The organism is Gynuella sunshinyii YC6258, assembly GCF_000940805.1.
Lineage (GTDB): Bacteria > Pseudomonadota > Gammaproteobacteria > Pseudomonadales > Natronospirillaceae > Gynuella > Gynuella sunshinyii.
In genome coordinates this window covers 1,642,354-1,663,858 of the sequence record NZ_CP007142.1, presented here as the reverse complement: position 1 = coordinate 1,663,858, position 21,505 = coordinate 1,642,354, and the positions used below count along the sequence as shown (strand labels likewise).

Annotated in this window: 17 protein-coding genes; 9 read left to right on the top strand and 8 right to left on the bottom strand. The window is 50.0% G+C overall.

The window, feature by feature from the left end; genetic code table 11:
* Window positions 1–369: 369 nt before the first annotated feature.
* From YC6258_RS07430 to YC6258_RS07415, 4 genes are all read right to left on the bottom strand, one after another.
* Window positions 370–1,341: a D-2-hydroxyacid dehydrogenase family protein gene (locus YC6258_RS07430; RefSeq protein WP_044616448.1), complete on the bottom strand. Its 972-nt coding sequence runs from the start codon at window positions 1,339–1,341 to the stop codon at window positions 370–372.
* A gap of 301 nt (window positions 1,342–1,642) precedes the next feature.
* On the bottom strand, window positions 1,643–2,890 hold the full coding sequence (locus YC6258_RS07425; protein WP_052830138.1) for a serine hydrolase domain-containing protein: 1,248 nt from the start codon (window positions 2,888–2,890) through the stop codon (window positions 1,643–1,645).
* A 138-nt stretch (window positions 2,891–3,028) separates the two neighbouring features.
* Window positions 3,029–4,177 carry a helix-turn-helix transcriptional regulator gene (locus YC6258_RS07420; RefSeq protein WP_044616447.1) on the bottom strand — a complete coding sequence of 383 codons (1,149 nt, stop codon included), beginning with the start codon at window positions 4,175–4,177 and terminating at the stop codon, window positions 3,029–3,031.
* Window positions 4,178–4,884: 707 nt separating this feature from the next.
* Window positions 4,885–5,451, bottom strand: coding sequence for a GNAT family N-acetyltransferase (locus YC6258_RS07415; RefSeq protein ID WP_044616446.1), 567 nt, complete (start codon window positions 5,449–5,451; stop codon window positions 4,885–4,887).
* 442 nt (window positions 5,452–5,893) lie between these two features.
* Here YC6258_RS07415 and YC6258_RS07410 point away from each other — a divergent pair, with 442 nt between their 5' ends.
* Window positions 5,894–6,196: a hypothetical protein gene (locus YC6258_RS07410; RefSeq protein ID WP_044616445.1), complete on the top strand. Its 303-nt coding sequence runs from the start codon at window positions 5,894–5,896 to the stop codon at window positions 6,194–6,196.
* A gap of 343 nt (window positions 6,197–6,539) precedes the next feature.
* Entirely contained in the window at window positions 6,540–6,842 is a 303-nt protein-coding gene (locus YC6258_RS07405) for a hypothetical protein (RefSeq protein WP_044616445.1), read from the top strand.
* A 22-nt stretch (window positions 6,843–6,864) separates the two neighbouring features.
* Here the strand turns inward: YC6258_RS07405 and YC6258_RS07400 are convergent, their stop codons facing one another.
* On the bottom strand, window positions 6,865–7,785 hold the full coding sequence (locus YC6258_RS07400) for a helix-turn-helix transcriptional regulator (protein WP_052830137.1): 921 nt from the start codon (window positions 7,783–7,785) through the stop codon (window positions 6,865–6,867).
* A gap of 118 nt (window positions 7,786–7,903) precedes the next feature.
* Between YC6258_RS07400 and YC6258_RS07395 the strand changes: the two genes are divergently transcribed.
* From YC6258_RS07395 to ahpF, 3 genes are all read left to right on the top strand, one after another.
* Window positions 7,904–8,932 carry a class I SAM-dependent methyltransferase gene (locus YC6258_RS07395; protein WP_044616444.1) on the top strand — a complete coding sequence of 343 codons (1,029 nt, stop codon included), beginning with the start codon at window positions 7,904–7,906 and terminating at the stop codon, window positions 8,930–8,932.
* A 177-nt stretch (window positions 8,933–9,109) separates the two neighbouring features.
* Complete coding sequence (gene ahpC / locus YC6258_RS07390) at window positions 9,110–9,667, top strand: alkyl hydroperoxide reductase subunit C (protein WP_425402639.1); 558 nt, start codon at window positions 9,110–9,112, stop codon at window positions 9,665–9,667.
* Between the two features lie 158 nt (window positions 9,668–9,825).
* Window positions 9,826–11,424 carry an alkyl hydroperoxide reductase subunit F gene (ahpF, locus tag YC6258_RS07385; protein WP_245627020.1) on the top strand — a complete coding sequence of 533 codons (1,599 nt, stop codon included), beginning with the start codon at window positions 9,826–9,828 and terminating at the stop codon, window positions 11,422–11,424.
* A 118-nt stretch (window positions 11,425–11,542) separates the two neighbouring features.
* On the opposite strand, the gene YC6258_RS07380 is transcribed toward ahpF, so the two are convergent.
* The 3 genes from YC6258_RS07380 to YC6258_RS07370 all read right to left on the bottom strand — a co-directional run bounded on the left by YC6258_RS07380 (window position 11,543) and on the right by YC6258_RS07370 (window position 17,558).
* Window positions 11,543–13,318 (bottom strand): S8 family peptidase, encoded by a 1,776-nt coding sequence (locus YC6258_RS07380; protein WP_052830136.1) that lies wholly within the window; start codon window positions 13,316–13,318, stop codon window positions 11,543–11,545.
* Between the two features lie 581 nt (window positions 13,319–13,899).
* Entirely contained in the window at window positions 13,900–15,570 is a 1,671-nt protein-coding gene (locus YC6258_RS27135; RefSeq protein WP_052830135.1) for an RICIN domain-containing protein, read from the bottom strand.
* A 695-nt stretch (window positions 15,571–16,265) separates the two neighbouring features.
* Complete coding sequence (locus YC6258_RS07370) at window positions 16,266–17,558, bottom strand: endonuclease (RefSeq protein ID WP_044616442.1); 1,293 nt, start codon at window positions 17,556–17,558, stop codon at window positions 16,266–16,268.
* A 512-nt stretch (window positions 17,559–18,070) separates the two neighbouring features.
* Here YC6258_RS07370 and YC6258_RS07365 point away from each other — a divergent pair.
* The 4 genes from YC6258_RS07365 to YC6258_RS07350 all read left to right on the top strand — a co-directional run bounded on the left by YC6258_RS07365 (window position 18,071) and on the right by YC6258_RS07350 (window position 21,502).
* Window positions 18,071–18,430 (top strand): DnaJ family domain-containing protein, encoded by a 360-nt coding sequence (locus YC6258_RS07365; RefSeq protein ID WP_211264644.1) that lies wholly within the window; start codon window positions 18,071–18,073, stop codon window positions 18,428–18,430.
* Window positions 18,431–18,647: 217 nt separating this feature from the next.
* Window positions 18,648–19,655, top strand: coding sequence for a DctP family TRAP transporter solute-binding subunit (locus tag YC6258_RS07360; RefSeq protein WP_044616441.1), 1,008 nt, complete (start codon window positions 18,648–18,650; stop codon window positions 19,653–19,655).
* A gap of 48 nt (window positions 19,656–19,703) precedes the next feature.
* Window positions 19,704–20,234: a TRAP transporter small permease gene (locus tag YC6258_RS07355; protein WP_052830133.1), complete on the top strand. Its 531-nt coding sequence runs from the start codon at window positions 19,704–19,706 to the stop codon at window positions 20,232–20,234.
* Window positions 20,231–21,502: a TRAP transporter large permease gene (locus tag YC6258_RS07350; RefSeq protein WP_044616440.1), complete on the top strand. Its 1,272-nt coding sequence runs from the start codon at window positions 20,231–20,233 to the stop codon at window positions 21,500–21,502. Before YC6258_RS07355 ends, YC6258_RS07350 begins: the two co-directional genes overlap by 4 nt.
* The last annotated feature ends 3 nt before the right edge of the window (window positions 21,503–21,505 follow it).

Sequence of the window (21,505 nt, the reverse complement as noted above, 5' to 3'; positions counted from 1 at the left end):
TTCAACAATTGGATTATGAAAGAAACATGACCAGATGGTCATATTCGCGCCGGAAACCGAAACAGGCAAGGGCTATGCCGTGTTATGGTTATTTTTTTCCGATCAGGCAACCATACTTCGACACCAATCATCCAAATGCGGGTATTACTCCCAAGCCCGGCACAACCAATACCGTTATCGGAACAAGGAAAAAACTTTTAAAGCTCCACGGCAGGCACCGACAGGAACGCCTACCGTAGAACATCGATAAATAAAGTAAAACACGATCACGTACAAAACCATCAGTAGCACAATTCTGAGACGTCTGCTCATGATCGGAAAAACACCATGACAACAAATACCCTATAACAAAGTTTTGCAGGTAAAAAACTAAACCGTTTCTATCGTAACAAGATTTTTGGGCTGCCCTTGCGCATAGGCCACCACATTTTCGAACGCCGTGCTGAAATAAAGCTCATAACTATTGCGCTCTACATATCCCAGATGCGGCAAAGCCGTGACATTCGGCAAAGACAATAGCGGTTCGTTTGCCGGCGTTGCCGGCTCAACATCATAGACATCAATGGCGGCCTGTTTACCCGGATGCGCCTGCATCTCGGCATACAATGCCCCGGTTTCCACCAGGTCAGAACGGCTGGTATTCACAAATAAAGCGTCGGCTTTCATCAGTTGCAGATCAGCGCTGGTCACGCATCCTCGGGTGGTGTCATTCAAACGCAGATGCAGGGTTACAATATCGGCCGTTGAAAAAAAAGCCGCCTTCGATTCGGCAGCACTAAAACCATCCTGTACTGCGGCCAGCCGTGACCCTTCGCTGCCCCAGACCAGCACCTTCATTTCAAAAGCTCTGGCATATTGCGCCACTCGCCGGCCGATTTTGCCATAGCCCCAGATGCCCAAGGTCAGTCCGTTCAGGGTTCGGCCAAGTCCTCGCCCATCGGAACACTGCCAGTGACCATTCTGTAGCTGGGCGGCATAGGCTGGAATGTGTCTTGAGGCTGCCATAATCAACGCCCAGCACAACTCCGCCGGTGCCACTGGAGAACCGATTCCCTCGGCGATATCCACACCATATTTCTGACACAGGGATTGATTAAGATGATGGCTGATCTTGCCGGTCTGACTGATCAGTCGCAGTTTGGGCAGTTTTGATAACAAAGACTCAGTGATGACCGTGCGCTCGCGAATCAGCACCACCGCTTCCACATCGGCCAGCTTAGCCGCCAATACCTCTTCCGGATATGTCTCTGTCAAAACCAACACGTCGTGATCGACCAGCAGGTCAAAACAATCGAGATGCCTCACCACATCCTGGTAATCATCCAAAATAGCGACTTTCATGGCAGTTTCCTTGGTAATGAGATTATTGAAAGTATTCGATGATGTCAGTCATATATGCCGCGCGATCAGTTGCCAGCATAAGCTCAGACCCAAAAACAGTATACCGGGAACCACAGAAATAAACCGGAATCCGATGTTGCCGAAGTTGGTTCTAAAGAAGGTCGATCAGAATAGATATGAGGTATAAAAGTACAAAATAAAAAGCTGGTTCAGGATTAGATTAAAACCAGCCTTATTGGCGATAAAACGTTGGGGTATTCATCCGGCCATCAGATCATCTCTCTGATTGCCGGATGATTCACTATGGTTTCCAGGCAGACACTTTTTTGAAGAACGCCAGAGTCTCCTGCTCAGCGTCATCCATCTCTTCCTGTGGGAAGTAGCTGAGTTTAACAATCACGGTGTTGGTATCGGGATCGATATAGACAAACTGCCCCTGTAACCCAATCGCCGAAAATGCGTTTGAACTGCCCATGGTCCACCATTGATAGCCATAGCCTCCCATAGTGGAATCTTCCGGCAGAATGGAATGTGTCGCCTTCTGAATATAATCGGCACTGACAATACGATGGCCGTTAAATTCACCCTGCTGCAGCACCATCTGCCCAAACCGGGCCCAGTCGCGCAAGGTTGCATTAAAACCGGCACCCGTGAACTCACGCCCCACACCCGGTTGGCCATCCAGGATGAAGAATCCGTTTTGCTCAGCACCCAGAGGTTCCCAGAGTTTTTGAGTCGCATAAGCCGCGACGTTTGACCCATCCAGAACCCGCTCCAATAACCACCCAAGTACGGCGGTATCGATGGTTTTGTACTCAAATACCGTACCCGGTTCATTTTTGCGTTCGAGGTGTTTAGCCATATCCGCAAAACGCGACACGTTCTTCACCAGCGCCAGAATATGGTTTCTGGCAGCCGTGCCAGGATTGGCGAAATCGTAGCGCTCTTCATATTCCACCCCCGATGCCATAGCCAGTATCTGGCGAATGGTGACGCCCTTATAAGCCCCGTCTGACAATTCAGGGATATAGTCAGTGATCGGCGCATCCAGTGATTTGATTCTTCCTTCCTCATGGGCAATACCAACGAGAATAGAAGTAAGCGACTTGGTCATGGACCAACCAATGTGACGGGTTTCAGGACGCATATTATTCAAATAGCGCTCATACACTATATTGCCGTCTTTCATCACCAACATGGCGTTGGTATAGGTGCGATCCAAAAAATCTTCAGCGGTATATGTCTTACCGTTGAAGGTATATGTCAGGTCCATATCGGCTTCAATTTTGGGCAGTGAGGAAATATCACCGGAACGCGCTACCTGACGAGTGGTAAATAAAGTATTCATGCTACGGAATGTCAGGGAATTAACACTACGGTCCAACATATTCCAACGCAGATTTTGTATGGCGACAGGAACTTCAGACTCAGGCCCCACATTTGCAACCAACGGATCAATCACATTCTCAGCGGTCGATTGAAACGCCAGCAAAGAGCCGGACAATATACCTATTAACAGGTTTTTTTTAGAGAAGCTTCTTATGTTCATTTATGTTCCTCAAAATGGCTTTTAATAATTGTATTGTCGTGAATGAGTGTCTACTCAGATTTCACGGATGCCAGGATCGACACCATGTTTGCCATTTTTCATCTGCTTGTCATATCCCATACAGGATAACGGCAGGTATCAATAGGTAGGAGGAACCGTACTTGCAAAAACCGAGGACCAGAGTCTGCGTACCAACTCCGGCTGCCGGTTAATATTCATTTTGGAAAAAATACTCTTCAGCTGAATCCTCGCCGTGCCAATACTCACACCTTTTTGATCGGCATATTCAGCCAGCGTCTGTCCTTCGGCCAGAGCGACCGCAATGCTCGACTCAGCCGGCGTCAGATCATACAAATGCTGAACTTCGGTGGGGTTAAGAGGTGCCTGATCCTGTCCTCGAAGATACACTGCAACATGCTGTAGATGCTTCAGACCAGGCTCTGCATCATCATTTGTCAACTCCGGCACCGGTGCCAGCATGAACTCTATCGGCCCCGAAGTGGTGGTATTAATCGTAGTAATATGCCGGGTATGCATGGCCTTCATAGCCAGCATTTCACTCATGCTGCCGGCGAAGAAGCTCTTGTCTCTGGGTTTTGCAAAGTGCAACTGCTGATTATGCAGCATCAACGCATCGGAATGGGCAATCAAATGCCGCGCCGAATCATTAAGCCAAATGACATTGGTATATTGATCCAACACGATGATTCCGGCTCGCAAATGGTTCAGAACATTTTCGAACATCTTATTTTGCCCACTGAGCTGACGAAAATTCTGCATCAATTGAACCGCCTGAGACAGGTGCGGTGCCAGCGCATACAAAAACTGCTCTATGTTCTGATCATATGGACGTTGATCATCACGATGGCGATGAGCAATAAGGCTTAAAAAAGTACGGTCCGATATTTCGATATCCAGCATAATTCCGGTATTCAAGCCGGCACACGCCAGTCGTTCCACAAAACGGTTGTATTGCGGACAACTTGAAGAAAACACGTCTTCATCCCTGAGTATTTGCAGGGGTGACTGTACTTCAAGTTGCAGACGGGGGTTTTCGCTATTGTTCACCCATTTATCATGCAACGTGGCATGCTGAAGGGAAAACGAATCCCTGGCTCCCCAAATCAGTTCGCAGCGACCGGCATCATGTCTCCTGAAAACCTGCAACGCGACACTGGCAACATCCATATGATCTTTTATGGCATCCAGTGTTTCCACCCAGGCTCCGGGTGAAATAACCCCGCGATAGATGTCAGCAAATAGCTGATTGTCATGTAGTGATTGCATACCAAATCCCCGCTATTCTTATTTTTATAAGCCAGATTCACCGAAGAGACCCACAAAACACCGCGACGGTGTTGCATCTCAAACCAAATCTTTGGCGATAGATCTCCAGCTTTATTGCAAAAGAATTTCTGTTTATTTCAAGGCAACCAAGTGATTAGCAAGCTTAATCTCCAAGGCCCGTCTTCTCATCTATGAAGAAGCGACGAACACCACATCATTCATACAAAATGAGGTATCAGTTTCGTCCGAAGGCGTCTCACGTCCAAGAGTTTACAGAATTCAATAAACAGATATTTTCCGAATAACCATTTCCGGTCAGCGTCAAAACCCTATTATTTTTCAGAAAGTCCACGGCGATAACTGAACTGCTGTTTTTCTTTTTATGGATGCCGGGAATTACCTTGTTGTGTCCTGTTTCAGTGACAACCCGTCACGATTGATTGCATAACCCACAAGACGTTACTAACCATGAATCATAAACAACGCAATCTCAAAACCGACAGTTCGCTGCCTTTAGACACTCCTCCAGAGCGTCCGTTGTACCAGCTAAAGCGACATCAAACAATACCAACAATATGTATGATCGTAATTGTTTTTACCTATGGAAATTCACCAGCTGACGGCAAGTTGATGATGCCCACGTCCCAGGCTCTGACGGACCGGATCGGGTTAATAATGAGGTATTGGAAACAAGGTGTATTTATTATTTACTTCCCGGTAGTCAATACGAGTCGCTTAATATCAGTGGCCTGCGTCATGAGGGTTTCTGATACAGACTCACCATCAATACGATAATAGTCAGCGATTTCTCCAATGATCACAAAACCACACCGCAAATACAGTTGTTTGGCCGGCAGATTGTCAGATAACACCTGCAGATCAAGCCAATCGATCCATTGGTTATCATGACAAAAATTTAACGCCATATGCACCAGTTGTGTACCAACGCCCTGCTGACGATTTTTGTGATCAACGCCCATCCCCAATAACACCCGATGACGACAGAGCTCATCGCCGTAGTGGCGCAAATCCACATGACCGATAATTTGGCCGGCGATACTTTTCGCCAGCCACAATTTGCGCCAATCGGCGGACTCATACTCGGCATCGATGCCCTTTTGAAACTTCTCGCGAGTCTCTGGTGGCAGAGTATTCTGGCTTCTTGAGAGCGGTTGGAACAATGGAGTCTGTTGGGTGCCGTTATCCTGTAGCTGACGCTCCAGGTATTCCAGAAAAGGCGGTAAATCAGCATGGTTCGCCAGCACGATATTCATAGGATTTGTCTGAGGTCGTTGTTTGGGCGGGTATCATACATGGCTTAGCTAAGCCTGCGACACTGATGCCAGCCGGACAAAGCAGAAGCCTGAGTGGTTTCTCCATGCCAGATTTACCATCGTGCCAGGGCTTTGGGCCCTCGACGGCAAGCGCCATCCCCTTTACTCACCCCCGGCATCGGGTTAATGTACTGCCGCGCTGGCAAAATCCAGCGCCGGGAATCATCACCCCGAAAAACTCTACTGGTGGCCCAGAGCACAGATTTTTTCTGCATCTCAGGAGCCTACGCCTTGGCGTGCCCATTTGTTTTGGCAGGCCGGGCGGGCCAGCTTCGGCTGGACCGCTTCCAGTAGAGCGGTTGTGATGACCCGTTTCGGCCTGCCCCCAAAAAATTCATCACTTTTTAGGGGCAGGAAATCAATGTCTACTGGAACTCTATCTATGTCTGAAATCCGTCTTTCTGAAGTTCAATCTCTCGCGCTGTATCGGCGCAACTATCTCTCTGCGGTTGATTTTGCCGGCCAGCCGCTGGTATTGCTGGATATCCATGCCTTTGGTTTATCTGATCAATCGACTGACGTGGCAACCCAGGTCAGCTCGATACTGGCCTATGTGCAACGGCTGTTGTCGGTACATGAGGAACTGGAACTATTTGAGCTGGACCGGGACGCAGCAAAAGGCCTGACCGTGATTCTGAATCTGTGCCGTACCCTGCTTACCCTGCCGGGAGATCTGAAGTCATAGGCAGTCGAACCGGCTACAGGCTTCAATACCGATCATCCGCGCGCGGCAACGGCAAGCGCCATCCCCTTTACTCACCCACGGCATCGGGTTAATGTACTGCCGCGCTGGCAAAATCCAGCGCCGGGACTTCTCAACCCCGAGAACCTACAGGCGGTCCAGAGCACAGATTTTTTCTGCGCTTCTGGCACCGACGCTTTGGCGTGCCCATTTGTTTTGGCAGGCCGGGCGGGCCAGCTTCGGCTGGGCCGTCTCCTGTAGGACGGTGTTGAGAACCCGTTTCGGCCTGCCCCCAACAGCTCTCAACCTGCTGGGGGTAGAAAGTATTCCTACAGGAGTTCTATCTATGTCTGAAATCCGTCTTTCTGAAGTTCAATCTCTCGCGCTGTATCGGCGCAACTATCTCTCTGCGGTTGATTTTGCCGGCCAGCCGCTGGTATTGCTGGATATCCATGCCTTTGGTTTGTCTGATCAATCGACCGATGTGGCAACCCAGGTCAGCTCGATACTGGCCTATGTGCAACGGCTGTTGTCGGTGCATGAAGAATTGGAACTATTTGAGCTGGACCGGGACGCAGCAAAAGGCCTGACCGTGATTCTGAATCTGTGCCGTACCCTGCTCACCCTGCCGGGAGATTTGAAGTCATAGGCAGTCGAACCGGCTACAGGATTCAATACCGATCATACGCTCGCGGTGAATGACCGTAGATGCGTCGATACGCTGCGGTAAAATTATTAGGATGTGCGTAACCCACCCGGTAAGCCACCTGGGCAACCCGATAGCCCTCGGCCAGCAGTTGCCGGGCCTGTTGCATGCGCAAGTGCAGCACGTATTGACCCGGCGTGGTGTGCAACAGCTGCCGAAACAGGCTTTTCAGTTGGTACTCACTCACCGCACAGGCCCTGCAAATATCGGCATAAGCCAGGGGGTGGTCGAGATGCTCACGAATGTATCCAGTAATCCGGTTGAGCTGTTGCCGGGCTCCCGGATTCAAGGAATCACGCCGCATCCCAATAGTATCGAGTCGTTGTAACTGTTCTGCCAGCCAGCTAAACGCCATCGCCCTGCGACTCAATCCATCCAACAGCTGCATGGGTTGTATGGCCAATGCCTGCAACTGTTCACTGACCGCTGTCTCACTGTTCAGCAGCCGAAATGTTTCCTGTGTGCCCATGGCCGGGCCAAATACCTGCGCACAGCGCGATTCTCCGATATAGCGTTGCAGGGCAGATTCCGTCACCACCAGACGCAGCTGATTGATGTTATCGGCCCGGGGATAACTACGCTGACCGATGCCATTGCGGTAGACACTGGTGACCAGCTGACCGGATTCAAAACGCAAACAATGCCCCTGTTCATCCTGAAACTCAGAGTAACCCTGTACAGCATATGTCATTACCAGCCGGCGTTCGGAATGCCGCTGGCAGCGGATCTGTTGCCAGGGTTGCTGCAGTGTCAACTGAGAGTGAGTCAACACTAACCCGTTGTCACATTGAAATGAGGAACTTTGCCACCGGCCCCAGTCAGCGTTGTGAATATGGCTCCGATAGCCCGGAGAAGTTGCTGTCGCCATGTTGACGCCGGTTTTCATAGCAGAATCGCCCGAATGCATCGTTATTGAGAATGAATCTCGTTAAAGCAAAACCTACCATGGTGGTGTTCTCTGAACAAGCCGGATCTCCGGTCATTCATTCATCAAGGAGTCTTTCATGTCATTTCTTTCAGCACATCCGCTACAACCGTTCTGGAATCTGGCTGCCGCGCCCATTCAGGCAACCGCGTTAAATATTGCCCTGACACGCGATGTGTTCGGGCATTTACAGCAGCCGACGGGCGCTGCCGAGGCTGCTGACAGTCTTGGGCTGGAGCCTGGGCAAGCCGAAGCACTGCTGGAACTGCTCTGGAGTATGGGGCTGTTAACACGCTATCACGGAACTGCTGAGCCCTTGTTTCAAACCAGCTCATTGGCACAACAGTATTTTATGGAGAGCAGCGATCATAACTGCCGGGAAGCCTGGCAGTTCCGTTATGCATCGCTTCAACGTTCCAGCCAGCTGATGGCAGACCAGTTTCAATTATCGAATCCGGACGATGAAGCCGGTCATGCACCGTTTACGGCGGGCGGCAGCTGGGCGACGGCAGCGCGGGTGCAGATCGGCCAGGAGCAGAGCATCGTTGCGGCACCGGCACTCATGCAAGCACTCACTCAGCTGGAAGAACTGCCAACACAAGGGCGGTTTCTGGATCTTGGCGGTGGCCCGGGGTTTCTGGCCATTGCTCTGGCGCGGCAATTTTCGGCGCTCCGCGGTACGCTGTTCGATCTGCCGGATACCGCAGAGGTGGCGGCTGAGAATATCCGCGACGCTGGTTTGAGTTCACGGATCTGCACGTTGGGCGGCAATATCGAAACGGATGACATCGGCAGCGACTACGACCTGATCATCTGTGTGTCGGTCATGCATTTTATGGCGGCACCGGATCTGGCCCTGAAGAAGATCTTTCAGGCGCTGCGACCAGGCGGAATATTTGTCAGTGCTCACGCACTACGCCAGAACGATGCTGCCAGTGCGGCCGAGATATTGCCATTCTATACGCCCATGCGTCTGCAGGGCCGGTTTGTGCCAACACAGGCGGATTGGCTGACACTGCTGGAACAAACCGGTTTTCGTCATAACCGTTGCAGTGAAGTCCGCAATACACCGATGGCGCCGTTGCAGCTGAGCCTCAGCCAGCGTTGATCAGTTCTCGTCTCAGCCTGGTGACATCAGGCTGATCACTTTACAACCGATCCAAAAAATCGATCAAAGAGATCGATTTTATTCAATTTATCAAATCATAAGTGACTCGTAATATGCCTCTCAACGCTGGCGCTCAAGACCAGCATCGTTGAACCACAAGAGGAAAAAAACATGTCTATTATCAACAAAGAAATCCCGGAATTTTCAGTTCAGGCGTTCCACAACGGTGAGTTCAAAACCATCACCTCTGAAGATGTGAAAGGCAGCTGGGCCATTTTCATTTTCTACCCTGCCGACTTCACTTTCGTCTGCCCAACTGAACTGGAAGACATGCAGAAGCATTACGCAGAATTCCAAAAACTGGGTGTGGAAGTCTACTCGGTTTCAACCGACTCTCATTTCGTCCACAAAGCCTGGCACGACACCAGTGATGCCATCAGCACCATCACTTACCCAATGCTGGCCGATCCTACGGGCACCATTACCCGCGGATTCGACATCATGATCGAAGCGGATCATCAGGCGCTGCGTGGTACTTACCTGATCAACCCGGAAGGGGTGGTGAAAGTGGCTGAGATCCATGATCTGGGCATCGGCCGTTCTGCCAAAGACATGATCCGTAAGGTTAAAGCCGCTCAGTACGTGGCTAACCACGACGGCGAAGTCTGCCCGGCCGCCTGGGAAGAAGGCGAAGCCACTTTGACCCCAAGTCTGGATCTGGTCGGCAAGATCTAAGACCCCCAGAACTTGGTATGACCCGGTGGTGGTGTCCGCATCGCCGCCAGGTCTGATAAGCGTTCGTCAGTCAGCCGTCCTGCCATAATCTACCAACCCTACACAGTACGAGTGCCGTCATACTGTGGGTCCGGGCGGCTGGCTGACACCTTTGACATATGTTTGAACATCGTATTCATCAGGACAATCAGGCAGTCACCATGTTAACGAATGATATTAAAACCGCACTGAAAAGTTATACCGCCAACATGACCCGTACCGTGACACTGGTGCTGCAAACCGGTGAACACGCCAAACGCGATGAGTTGGTGTCGTTTTTAACCGACTTTGCCTCAATCTCCGACAAGGTCCGGTTTGAACAGCGCGATCTCGCCGGTCAGGTACGCAGCCCGCTGAGCTTTGTGCTGGAAGTGGACAATGAACCCAATGGCATTGTGTTTTCCGGTATTCCCGGCGGTCATGAATTTAATTCTCTGGTGCTGGCGGTATTACAGTCTGCCGGCACCCCTTTGAAGCTCGATGAGTCAATTCAGAAGATCATTACCGGCGTTCAGGAGGATCTGCACTTTGAGGTGTTTGTGAGCCTGAGTTGCCATAACTGCCCGGACGTGGTCCAGGCGCTGAATCAGTTTGCCTTGCTGAATCCGCATATCCGCACGGAGATGATTGAGGGCGGGGTGTTTCAGGATGTGATCGAGAGCCGCAATATCCAAGGGGTTCCAACGGTGTATCTGAATGGCGAGGTGTTCGCCAATGGCAAGATCGATACCGCTAAGCTGTTGGAGAAGCTGATTGAGAAGTATCCCGGTATCACTCAGGGCAGTCAGACAGGCGAACAACTGCCGGTACAGGATGTCACGGTGATTGGTGGCGGTCCGGCCGGGGTGGCTGCCGCCATCTACGCAGCCCGTAAGGGGTTGAAGGTGACCATGGTGGCGGATCGCATCGGCGGTCAGGTCAAGGATACGCTGGGTATCGAGAATCTGATTTCGGTGCCTAAAACCACCGGACCGGAACTGGCCGGGGCGTTACAGCAGCATATGGATGATTACACCATCACCAAGCGTGAGCATTTACGGGTGGATCGCATTGAAAAGGGTGCATTGAAAACCGTACACCTGTCTTCAGGGGAGTCGTTTGAGACCAAAACCCTGATCATTGCCACCGGTGCCAAATGGCGTGAACTTGGAGTACCGGGTGAGCAGGAAAACATCGGTAATGGTGTAGCCTACTGCCCGCACTGCGATGGTCCGTTCTTTAAGGGTAAAGATGTGGCGGTGATCGGAGGCGGCAACTCCGGCATCGAGGCGGCACTGGATCTGGCCGGTATCGTGAAATCGGTGACGGTGTTTGAATTCCTGCCGGAACTCAAGGCCGATCAGGTGTTGGTGAAACAGGCGGAAGCCCGCGACAACATCACGATTCTGAAGAATGTGGCGACCCGCCAGATCATTGCCGATAACGGTAAGGTCACGGCCATCGAGTATCAGGACCGCGAAACCGAACAGGTGCGGACACAGGATTTAGCCGGGGTGTTCGTCCAGATCGGTCTGGTACCGAACAGCGCGTTTTTGAAAGACGTGGTGGAGATGACCCGTTTTGGTGAGGTGGTGATCAATGAAAAAGGTGAGACCAGTGAACCCGGCATTTTTGCCTGTGGTGATGTCACCACTGTGCCGTACAAGCAGATCGTGATTGCGATGGGCGAAGGGGCAAAAGCATCACTGGCCGCGTTTGAGTATTTGTTGAAGCATTAAACCGTAGCAGGATGCCACCACAAGAGGCTCTCCCGAGCCTCTTTTTTTGTTTGGAGCTTTTGTCTGACATGTCGTTGTCAGTACTCGTATCCAAATGTTTCAGACTGCTTCAGCCCGGTTATTGATACTGAGCGGTTAATTTCACATTCCGGCTGCGGCTATAACCATCCAGCATGATGTAATACACACCTGAACTGGGTGAGTTAAAGCTGCAACGTTCCTGATTACCGTAGACATAAGGACGGCAGTCATAGCTGTCATTATCAGGCGCCATGCCATAGCGGACGTACAAGTCTATATCTCCTGTTCCACCCTCGGTATAAATGTCCAGAGTTGAGACTCCGGATGGCACTTCAACACGATAAAACACCTGCTCTCCAAGGTTAACGGAAATATCGGTTTTGCTGATTCCATTGCTTAACACGTCATCGTCGACATTGTCCGGGGATGTCTGAGTCTGTCCCAATAGCACTTGCAGTGCTGCTGTCGGATCCACAATACCGCTGCCACATTGTGAGCAATTTGCCGGGAATGGACGGGCCGTACTGACCAATATCGATTCAACTTCATCTGGAGTGATATTCGGCTTGACGGAATACAACAGCGCCGCAACACCGGACACATGAGGTGTCGCCATGCTGGTGCCCATGTAGTACTCATAATATGGCTGATCTTCAGCATAGCGTTGACCACCGTTCAGGGTGGACAGAATACCCTGCCCGCTATCACCACCTGGCGCAGACAGATCGATAACCGAGCCGTAGTTGGAATAGCTGGCTTTGCCGCCATCGGCATTGGTTGCAGCAACGGTAATCACGCCACTACAGTTGGCTGGCTCAATCGTTCTTGCGTCGATATTGGCATTGCCGGCTGCGACCACAACCGTTGCGCCCAACGCTCTGGCCTGATTAATGGCCTGTTGCTGGGTCTGGCTACAACCGTTCGGCGATGAACCACCAAGACTCAGATTGATCACTTGTGCCGGATTCAGGTTTTCGGGTGTACCCGACACATTACCGCCAGCTGCCCAAATCACTGCATCGGCAAAATCCGACATCCAGCCAAAATCGCAAGTACCCAACACCCGCACTGGCAGAATGCGGGCATTATAGGCCACACCCGCGACTCCCATGCCGTTATTGGCAAGTGCAGCGGCAATACCACTGACGTGTGTACCATGCCAGGAACTGTTGTGACCGTTGTCACCTTGAGCACAGACCCCTGGTTGGGCCCAGGAACCCGGATCCAAAGCATCACTGTCACGGCCATTTCCATCGGCAGAGATTTCTGTGTCGCCAATCATGTCGTAACCGGGAATAATCAGGTTGGCTATCAGATCAGCATGCGGCAAATAGCCGGTATCCAGTACGGCAATAACAACACCCTGGCCATTGGCCAGATTCCAGGCCGAAGGCATGTTCATACCCCCGGTCGTATCCTGCAGGTTCCACTGATATTGATAGCGGGTATCATTGGGGACCATACTGGCATGATAGAGAATATCCGGCTCAGCATATTCCACTGCCGGATCCTGCATCATTTTGTTGGCCAGTTGTTTCAGTTCGTACTGATTTTTCAGTTCATCGGTTTGAATCAGACTCGCACCGGTTTTCAGTTGCCGCATCAACGTCAGATTTTCACCTACTTCCTGAGCAATCTGATCCACTCTTGCTTTTATTTCCTGCTGTTGTGCTTCCAGCTGTTCAACAATGGCTGAACTGTTCAGCACGGTATTTTGCGGTTCTTTGTATTTGACGATAAGACGATTACTGAGAAAGGTGCCATCATCTGCAAACTGGGCATCTGGTCCGGCTGCCTGAACTGAGGTTACTGTCATGAACATGGCTGCTGCAGCCATAAGACAATTCAGCCCACCATGAATCTTGATAGACATAAAGTCATACTCCCATTATTGTGCTGTTCTATGAAGGATAATTTCCGCACACAAACGCATGGTTGTAATAGCCGGCTCAATCGATGTATTTGGATGGCGGAACGGCATTATAGCGTCCAAACGACCACTCTATTTCAGCACCGCATCACACTCACTGAAAAAAGCAATTTTTCCGTCAATTATTCAGACTCAAATCAACTTATAACACCTGCTATACATCACTACCCCCTGTCATACAAAAGTCCGTCCATAACATAAACCATGACAAAAAATGATGATTGGATCGACGTTGTCCGGCGACACAAGACAAAAAAGATATTAATCCGTCAATTAAATAGTCCTGAGAAATTAAACAGACCAGAACGATCTGATTGAATACCGGCTTAAACAACAGGCCCTGCCCTATAGAACACGTTTATATACGATTTAAAAAATTCTTCATTGTGAGCGCTTGAAGAGGAAGTGTGAGGTCCGTGGAGTGCATAAAGCAGCAAAAAAAGGCCTCTGCAATTAAATGCAGAGGCCCGGTTTTCAGACTTTACTTGATAGGCCAGGACCCGACGGATTGATTCATCGGCGTCCTAATAAGTGATATTGGACTGTGGTCCGAATGATTGTGATTTAACTTCTGAATAGCTCTTTGGTGATACAGATCTCACCGCATTCAACCACGAACCATTGCCCTGGATGTTAGACATCGCTGATGAGTTGATCACAAAGTTACCTTGTGAATTGGTATCGTAGTTTGACTGACAATTACGTCCCAATACTGATCGGCAAGTATTATTGGCAGAACCTATGGATGAATCCAGCGGTGCAAACAAAGGCGTACCGGTACTGCTGGAGGCAATCGGGCTAAAATTACTGCCTTTCTCGTAGTAGTTGCCTTCCATAAGCACGGTACCGGCATAGTCACCGTCGAAACCGACGCCATAATTCTGATCAAAATAGTTGTTCACCATGTGCAATATACCAGCACTGCTGGCGCTGCTCTGCTTGCTGAACTTCGGTGAACGTCCGGAAGTCATATGAAAACGGTTGCCGACAATCGTAATGCTCTGATTTTCACCCAGCAACAGCGCGTTCCAGTAATGGCGACGATTACAGTAGTGTCCATAATCGGTAGTACCATCCAGATAATTTCCGGAAATAGTCACGTTTTGGGCTGTGCCCCAACCGGTCACGATAAACTGACGACCAATACGCGCAAGGTAGTTGTGATCAATCCAGATCTTTGAGGCATTATCAATGGTGATGGCATCACCCCCCCAGATTATTCCATCATTGATATCGGTAATGGACAGATTGCGGATGATCACATTGGATACTCCGCTGACCATGCGCAGACCTTTACCTTTAATACCGGAATACGCACCAACACCGATAATGGTTTTGTTAGAACCAACAGTCAGCGGTGACTTACCTGCTTTATCATAAGTGATGTTATACAACGAGCGACCAGAGCAATAACTACCGACATTAAGGATTTTTTCCTGCTTACCATTATAACTACAGGAATTTTCCGAATAGGTACATCCGAGTTCGGTGGCATTGCCTTCCGTATTGCGGAAATCAATGCTACCTGACACCCGAATGATTCTGGGAGTATTACCGGACAAAGCTGACTTCAGCTGATCAGGCGTGCTAACGGTCACCACCTCACCTCCTGCACCACCGGTTACACCGGAACCAAAACCGATCGGGCCATCGGATGAACCTGAACCGCCGGATGTCGCATTCGGAAATGTCCATTTTTGATTGGCAGCTCCGTTCCAGGACCATTGAATAATATCGACACCGTTTGTTTTACGGGCACCATACACATCCATGGCTAAATTGCTGTATTTGGATATCACTGCGTACTGGTCACCCCCCTGATCGGAAACATTCCATTTCTGAACATCAGCGCTGCTACAAGTCCACTGTTGAAGTACCGTTCCCTCACTGGAAGACCAGCCGGTTACATCCAGGCACAAACCACTCCCTACATTTTTGATGGTAAAGTATCTGGCAGCGTCTTTGGACATCTGCCATTTTTGATAATTTGAACCGTTACACGTCTGACTCTGCAGGGTCGCACCAGCACTATTGCTGGAATCTTTTACCCCGAGACAAAGACCGGCATTGACACCAACAATAGGGGATATCACACCATCATCCAGATCCGCCGCCTGAACGACGGAAACCAGTGCCATGTTCAACACCGACAGGCCAATGACCTGTTGGAGCATACCAGATATGCACTTTTTCATACTCTCTCCCGAAAAACTCAATCTCTATAAATGCTCATCTGCTGTCAGCAGGACAAGCAACCAAGTATTCAAGATCATAGGATTGAACTGTCTGACTATGTCCCATTAAGCATTTTCGTTTATAACCAACCACACTCTAAACAACAGCCCAATACGCATTTGACTATGTCCTACAAAAGAATGGTGTTAACGGATTTATGATTCTGATTCCCGAGCAGACACATAAAAACCAGGCAGGACGGCATCTGTATTGGTTGCTGCGATCATTACAGCACGTAACCAATAGCACGCAACACTCATCTATCCAACGTATTAGTTATAATTAAAATTGTTAATATCGGAACAATTATCAATCATTTCAAACCAATATCTCACACTAAACATAACAAAAATCCGTGACATTAAACAAAGTAAATTCCTGGAAAAAGAGACCTGGATTCAAGTTTCAGATATTGCTCTATGAGAATTGCATCTGATGCAGCAGAACGGACAAACAAGCGTTCCAAAAAAAACGGATTTTTATCACTGACAAATCAGTTTTTTTAAAACAGATATGATGAATTAAACATTTTTATAGCAAAAACGAGACCGAAGTCACATCTATCAAACTCATACTTAAGAGGCATAAAAGTGACAGACAAATAAACAAGCTAATTAAAATCGTGGCCCAGAATAAGGCCACGTCACTCAAGCAATCAGGAACAGCTGCCGGACCAGATACTGATGATCCACTGAGGGTTGTCGACAAACGGATTACGGTTGCCCTGCAACTCATATATCCGGTTATTGCGACGCTGTTCGAAACTGTCTACCGGGTCCTGCTGGCTCCAGTCATACAGTGTGCAGAGCACACCAATATTCGGAGCACCGGAGGAGGTTTTAGTACTATTGATAATGTTCAGATCCGGCATATTGCCATCACTGCCATCATAGCGGGTATCCATGTAGAAAATCATTCGCGCCACATCACCTTTCACGTCATCCCGAGGCTCCCAGGAATCATCATCGGTGAAAGTATCCGGTGCTTCGCCTTCTGCTCCGCCACCGTTATCGAAGCTCTTACTGCCACGGGAACTATTGACGGTAACATCAGCCGGACGCAAGTGATGCAGGTCGGTATACCCGTATTGGCTACTGTTTGGAAAGCCGAGGGATTTTGCCCACACATGCTCCCGGTTCCAGCTGTCGTTATCGTCACCTGACGAGCCAACCTGGTCATTTTTACTGGCACTGCGGCCGGTATACAGCAGTATGACGTTATTGAGGTTATCGGGATCTTCATCGGTATAACGCAAGGCATTCCAGACCTCGCTGTATGTCAGTCTGGTGGGACCGGCACTGATGATATCATGCAGAGCCATTTTCAAAGCATTGCCTGACAGCCCGATGGCATCCTGATAATAAAGCGATTCGTTGACGCTGCTATCGGTATCGGTACCGCTGCCGTTGTTTCCAGAATCGTTGCTGCCGCCATCACAGCTCTGACTTAACGGACCGGTTCCCGGAGAATCGGATGTACTGACCGCCCAGTCGGCCACAGAGTCGGTATCATCATTACTATTCCGGTAAATGGAAACATTCCTGGCATTGATACTCCAGCCGGAAATTTTGTTTTCCCATGCCACCAGATCGACCCGATCTGAACCGTTTTTCAGCTCCACCCAATCCCCGCTGTTACCCAGTGAGAGATTCATTTCAGCGATGTCCGGGGATGACCCATACAATGACCTGAAGCCACTGGTACTACGGGCGACGGTAAAATATGCGCCGGCGGAAACGCTGCCTGACAGGGAAAAGGTAGAGCCGTTATCTGAAAGACTGTATCCATTCAGACTGACGGTGCTGCAACCTGGGTTATACAACTCAATCCATTCTTCAGTAGTATCCGATCCGGGTGGATCATACAACACTTCAGAAATCATCAGCTCGGCATGACTGAAAGACGTCAATAGCATGAATGCCGGTAGCAAACTTAGGGTAGGTCTCATTGTTCGTTCCTGTTTTATTAGTCTTATAGGGTATCTGGAGCACATATCCAAAGCGTTAAAACGGAATATCTCTCACCAGCCAATCATGTTACCTGACCAGTTTGTCGATGCGATGACAGCGCATACGTTGTTTGCCTGCCATCCGTCCAGATTCTGACCATTCAGTCAAAAAACGGGCCAATCCTGTAATCTCAAAAATTACCCTTAAATAACAAACAGTTAGCTATTCTAAACTGGTTAACCAGATACCTTTTTGGAATACATCAAAAGAGCGGAAATGACACAGAAGTGTTTCTGACGGGATCACAATTGGTGCATTATTGTCCTTGTGCTCGCAATCACGGGTTTACTGACAGACAGGAAAAAGACATCGCCACATCCAACCGGGCTGAACCCGGCAACCACCACAGGATTTACCAAAACAATGCCACCCTCGGCCTCTCGCGGTCATCGATTGTTTTTACTCACTACCCAGCGATACACTTATCATTCCAGTCATTATGGAGATAACGGTGCCGTACTTTTTCGATCATCTGGTTGAGCAGCAGATTCAGCAGGCGGTGGACAGTGGCATGCTGGATAATCTGCCAGGGCAGGGAAAACCCTTGATTCTCGATGACAACAGCATGGTTCCGGAATCGCTGCGTGCCGGCTATCACATCTTAAAGAATGCCGGCTTCCTGCCCCCCGAACTTGAAGAACGACGGGAAGCCATCCAGCTGAGTGACTTGCTGGCCTCCGCCCAGCAGCATGACGATGACGATAAACAGGCCGATCTGCGTGAACGGCTCGCACAACTTGAACTCACATTGCGCATCAAAGGATTTGATACTGAATTTCTGCAAGTACATCTGCACAGACATTTACCCTGATCCCTCCTTCCGTCTCCCGCATTCTTCTTGCTGTTATTTATTTAAAAGACAGGTATCAGACATAAATCCTTACAGTTTGTGTGCCCTATAAGTTTTTTTTAAAAATAATCGCCATTATTAGTTTTATGGATGATTTATTGATCTGTGGATTTCTTGTTGTTATGTTCAGCGGTGAAGGAATGCAGAATCCCACAATAACAATATGAGGAAAACAAGCATGTCGCATACCTCCCTTCGCACAGCCCTGGCGGCTTCAGCCATTCTGACCTTTTCCACTCTGGCTCAGGCGCAAACCATTCGGCTTGCCCATGTTGATCCGGCTGAATGGACGCAATCCAAGAAAGGCGCCGCCTCACAGATATTCAAAAATCTGGTGGAAGCCGAAACCGATCTCAAGGTTGATCTCTTTCCAGCCGGCTCCATGGGCAATGAAACCGAACTGGTTCAGGGCGCTCAGGATGGATTGATTACGATGACCATGGTGTCTGGTGCATTTTCAAAGGTTTGTAAGGCCGCTTCGGTGACCGATATTCCGTATATGTTTTCATCCGCCCCCGTTGCCTGGAAGGTGCTGGACGGCAGCTTTGGCCAGGAACTGGCAGCACACTGTCTGAAGGAAACCGGCCTGCGAACCCTGGCCTACGGTGAGACCGGCTTTCGGAGTTTCACCAACTCAAAACACCCCATTGCCTCGCCGGCAGATATGAAGGGCCTGAAGTTCAGAGTCCAGACCATTCCCTTGTACCTTGAAATGGTGAAAGGCCTGGGAGCCGAGCCTCAGGGCATTGCCTGGGCCGAAGTGCCCACCGCACTGGCCACGCGCGTGGTCGACGGTCAGGAAAACCCTGTTTCAGTCATTTACGGCAATAAGTTCTGGGAGTTCCAGAAATACATGACCCTGGACCGCCATGTCTACGGCGTCGATTTCATCCTCATCAATGACGAATTTTTCTCTTCTCTGTCAGCAGACGATCAGGCAGCCATTCAGCGAGCCGCAACGATTGCCGGTACAGTGGGTCGAGCCATTCAGCAATTTGGATCTGCAGAAGGCGTCTCCAAACTGATTAACGAAGGAATGGAAGTCACTCAGCCTACGGCCAAACAATTGGATGAGTTTAAACAGCTGGCGCAACCATCCGTCAAAACCTACCTGCGCAAGGCATTGGGTAACGATGCGAAATGGATCGATAAACTGGATGCCGCCGTCGCAGAAGCGTCCAAATAACAACACCCCGGCCGGTCGGCCTGACCGGCCATTTGATAAGTGATTGCTATGAAAACATTGATTGCATCAGTGCGTATGCACCTGGGTACTGTATTTGCCGTTGGTACGGCTTTATGCCTGGCTTTGTTGTTTGCCACCATCCTGATCAACGCGGTCTGGCGCTACACCGCCGGGGGTTCGTTGGTCTGGGGTGAGGAAGCGGCAATTTACCTGATGATTTACGGTGTTATGATCGGCTGCGCCAAAGCCTACCTGGAAGACCGCCATGTACGGTTCAGCATCGGTATTGATGCTTTGCCCGATCGCTTCAGACATATTGGCCTGTTACTGGTGGATCTGCTGGTAACGGTGATTGGTGTCGGACTCTCGTGGTCCGGATATGCCTTTATGATCAAACGCGGAAGCATCGACTCTCCCGGCATGGGTGTGCCCATGGCGGTATTTCAGTCAGCCATGGTACTCGGTGGCGTGTTACTGGCACTGTCGGCGGTAGTACAGCTGATTTTCCGGCTGACACATCGGAATGACAACCTATCCACTGCTACTGAATTGATACCCGATCAGGGAGTGACATCATGATTTATGGATTGCTGCTCCTTGCCCTGATCATTGGCGTCCCCATTGCCTTCGCTCTGGCCGGCACCCTGATGGTATTTATGCTGACCGGTGATTTTCCTTACCACATCCGCATTGTTGCCCAGGAAATGTTTTCCGGAATCAGATCGTTTCCGTTACTGGCCATCCCTTTGTTTATTCTGGCCGGAGAGCTGATGAATGCAGCCGGCATTACTTCCCGCATTATTGATCTGGCCAATGCCATTGTCGGTGGGCTCAGAGCCGGACTGGCTCATGTGAATATCTGGGCTTCGGTAATTTTTGCCGGGCTGTCCGGATCGGCCATTGCCGATACCTCTTCCCTCGGCCGGGTATTTATTCCGGAAATGGAAAGTCACGGCTATAAACGCGATTTTGCTGCAGCCCTGACCGCCGCCTCTTCAGTGATCGGCCCCATTATTCCTCCCAGCATACCGGTCATTATTTATGCTCTGACGGTCACTGGTGTGTCAGTTCCGGGCCTGTTTCTGGCCGGCGTAGTACCAGGTTTATTGCTGGCCGTGGGTTTGTCGGTCTATGTGTATCTGCTGGCTGGCAAAACGCACCTTCAGGATGAGCGTGATGCCCGGTTCTCCCGCAGAAAAGCGCTGATGCGCGGCTTTATTCCCGTATTTATGCCGGTATTTGTGGTTGGCTCCATCCTGCTGGGAATTGTTACCCCCACAGAAGCCGCGGCCTTTGCCGTGGTGTATGCGCTGGTCGTCGGACTGGTACTGTATCGCAGCATCGATATCAAACAGTTGCCTGGTATTTTTTCCCGCGCCATGACCGACAGCGCCATCATTCTGATCATTATCGCAGCGGTGTCTGCCGGTAACTGGCTGCTGACATTTAATCGCATACCCAACCTGATTACCGATAATGTTCTGGCATATGTCACCAGTCCCTGGACCTTCTTAATCGCCTGTAACGTGCTGTTGCTGATTGTCGGTCTGTTTCTCGAAGGGACTGCCGCCATGCTGGTGCTGGTTCCGATACTGCACCCGATTGCCATCTCCCTCGGTATCGACCCGACACATTTTGGCATTGTGGTGATTTTCAATTTAATGATCGGGCTGATCACGCCACCACTGGGCCTTTGTCTGTTTGTCTCAGACGCGATTTCCGGGGTGGGCATGGCCCGACTGACCAAAGCACTGATTCCCATGTTACTGGTGGAACTGCTGGTGCTGATACTGATCACCTTCGTTCCCACTTTGACCACAATTCTTCCCAGACTGGCAGGATACTGATAA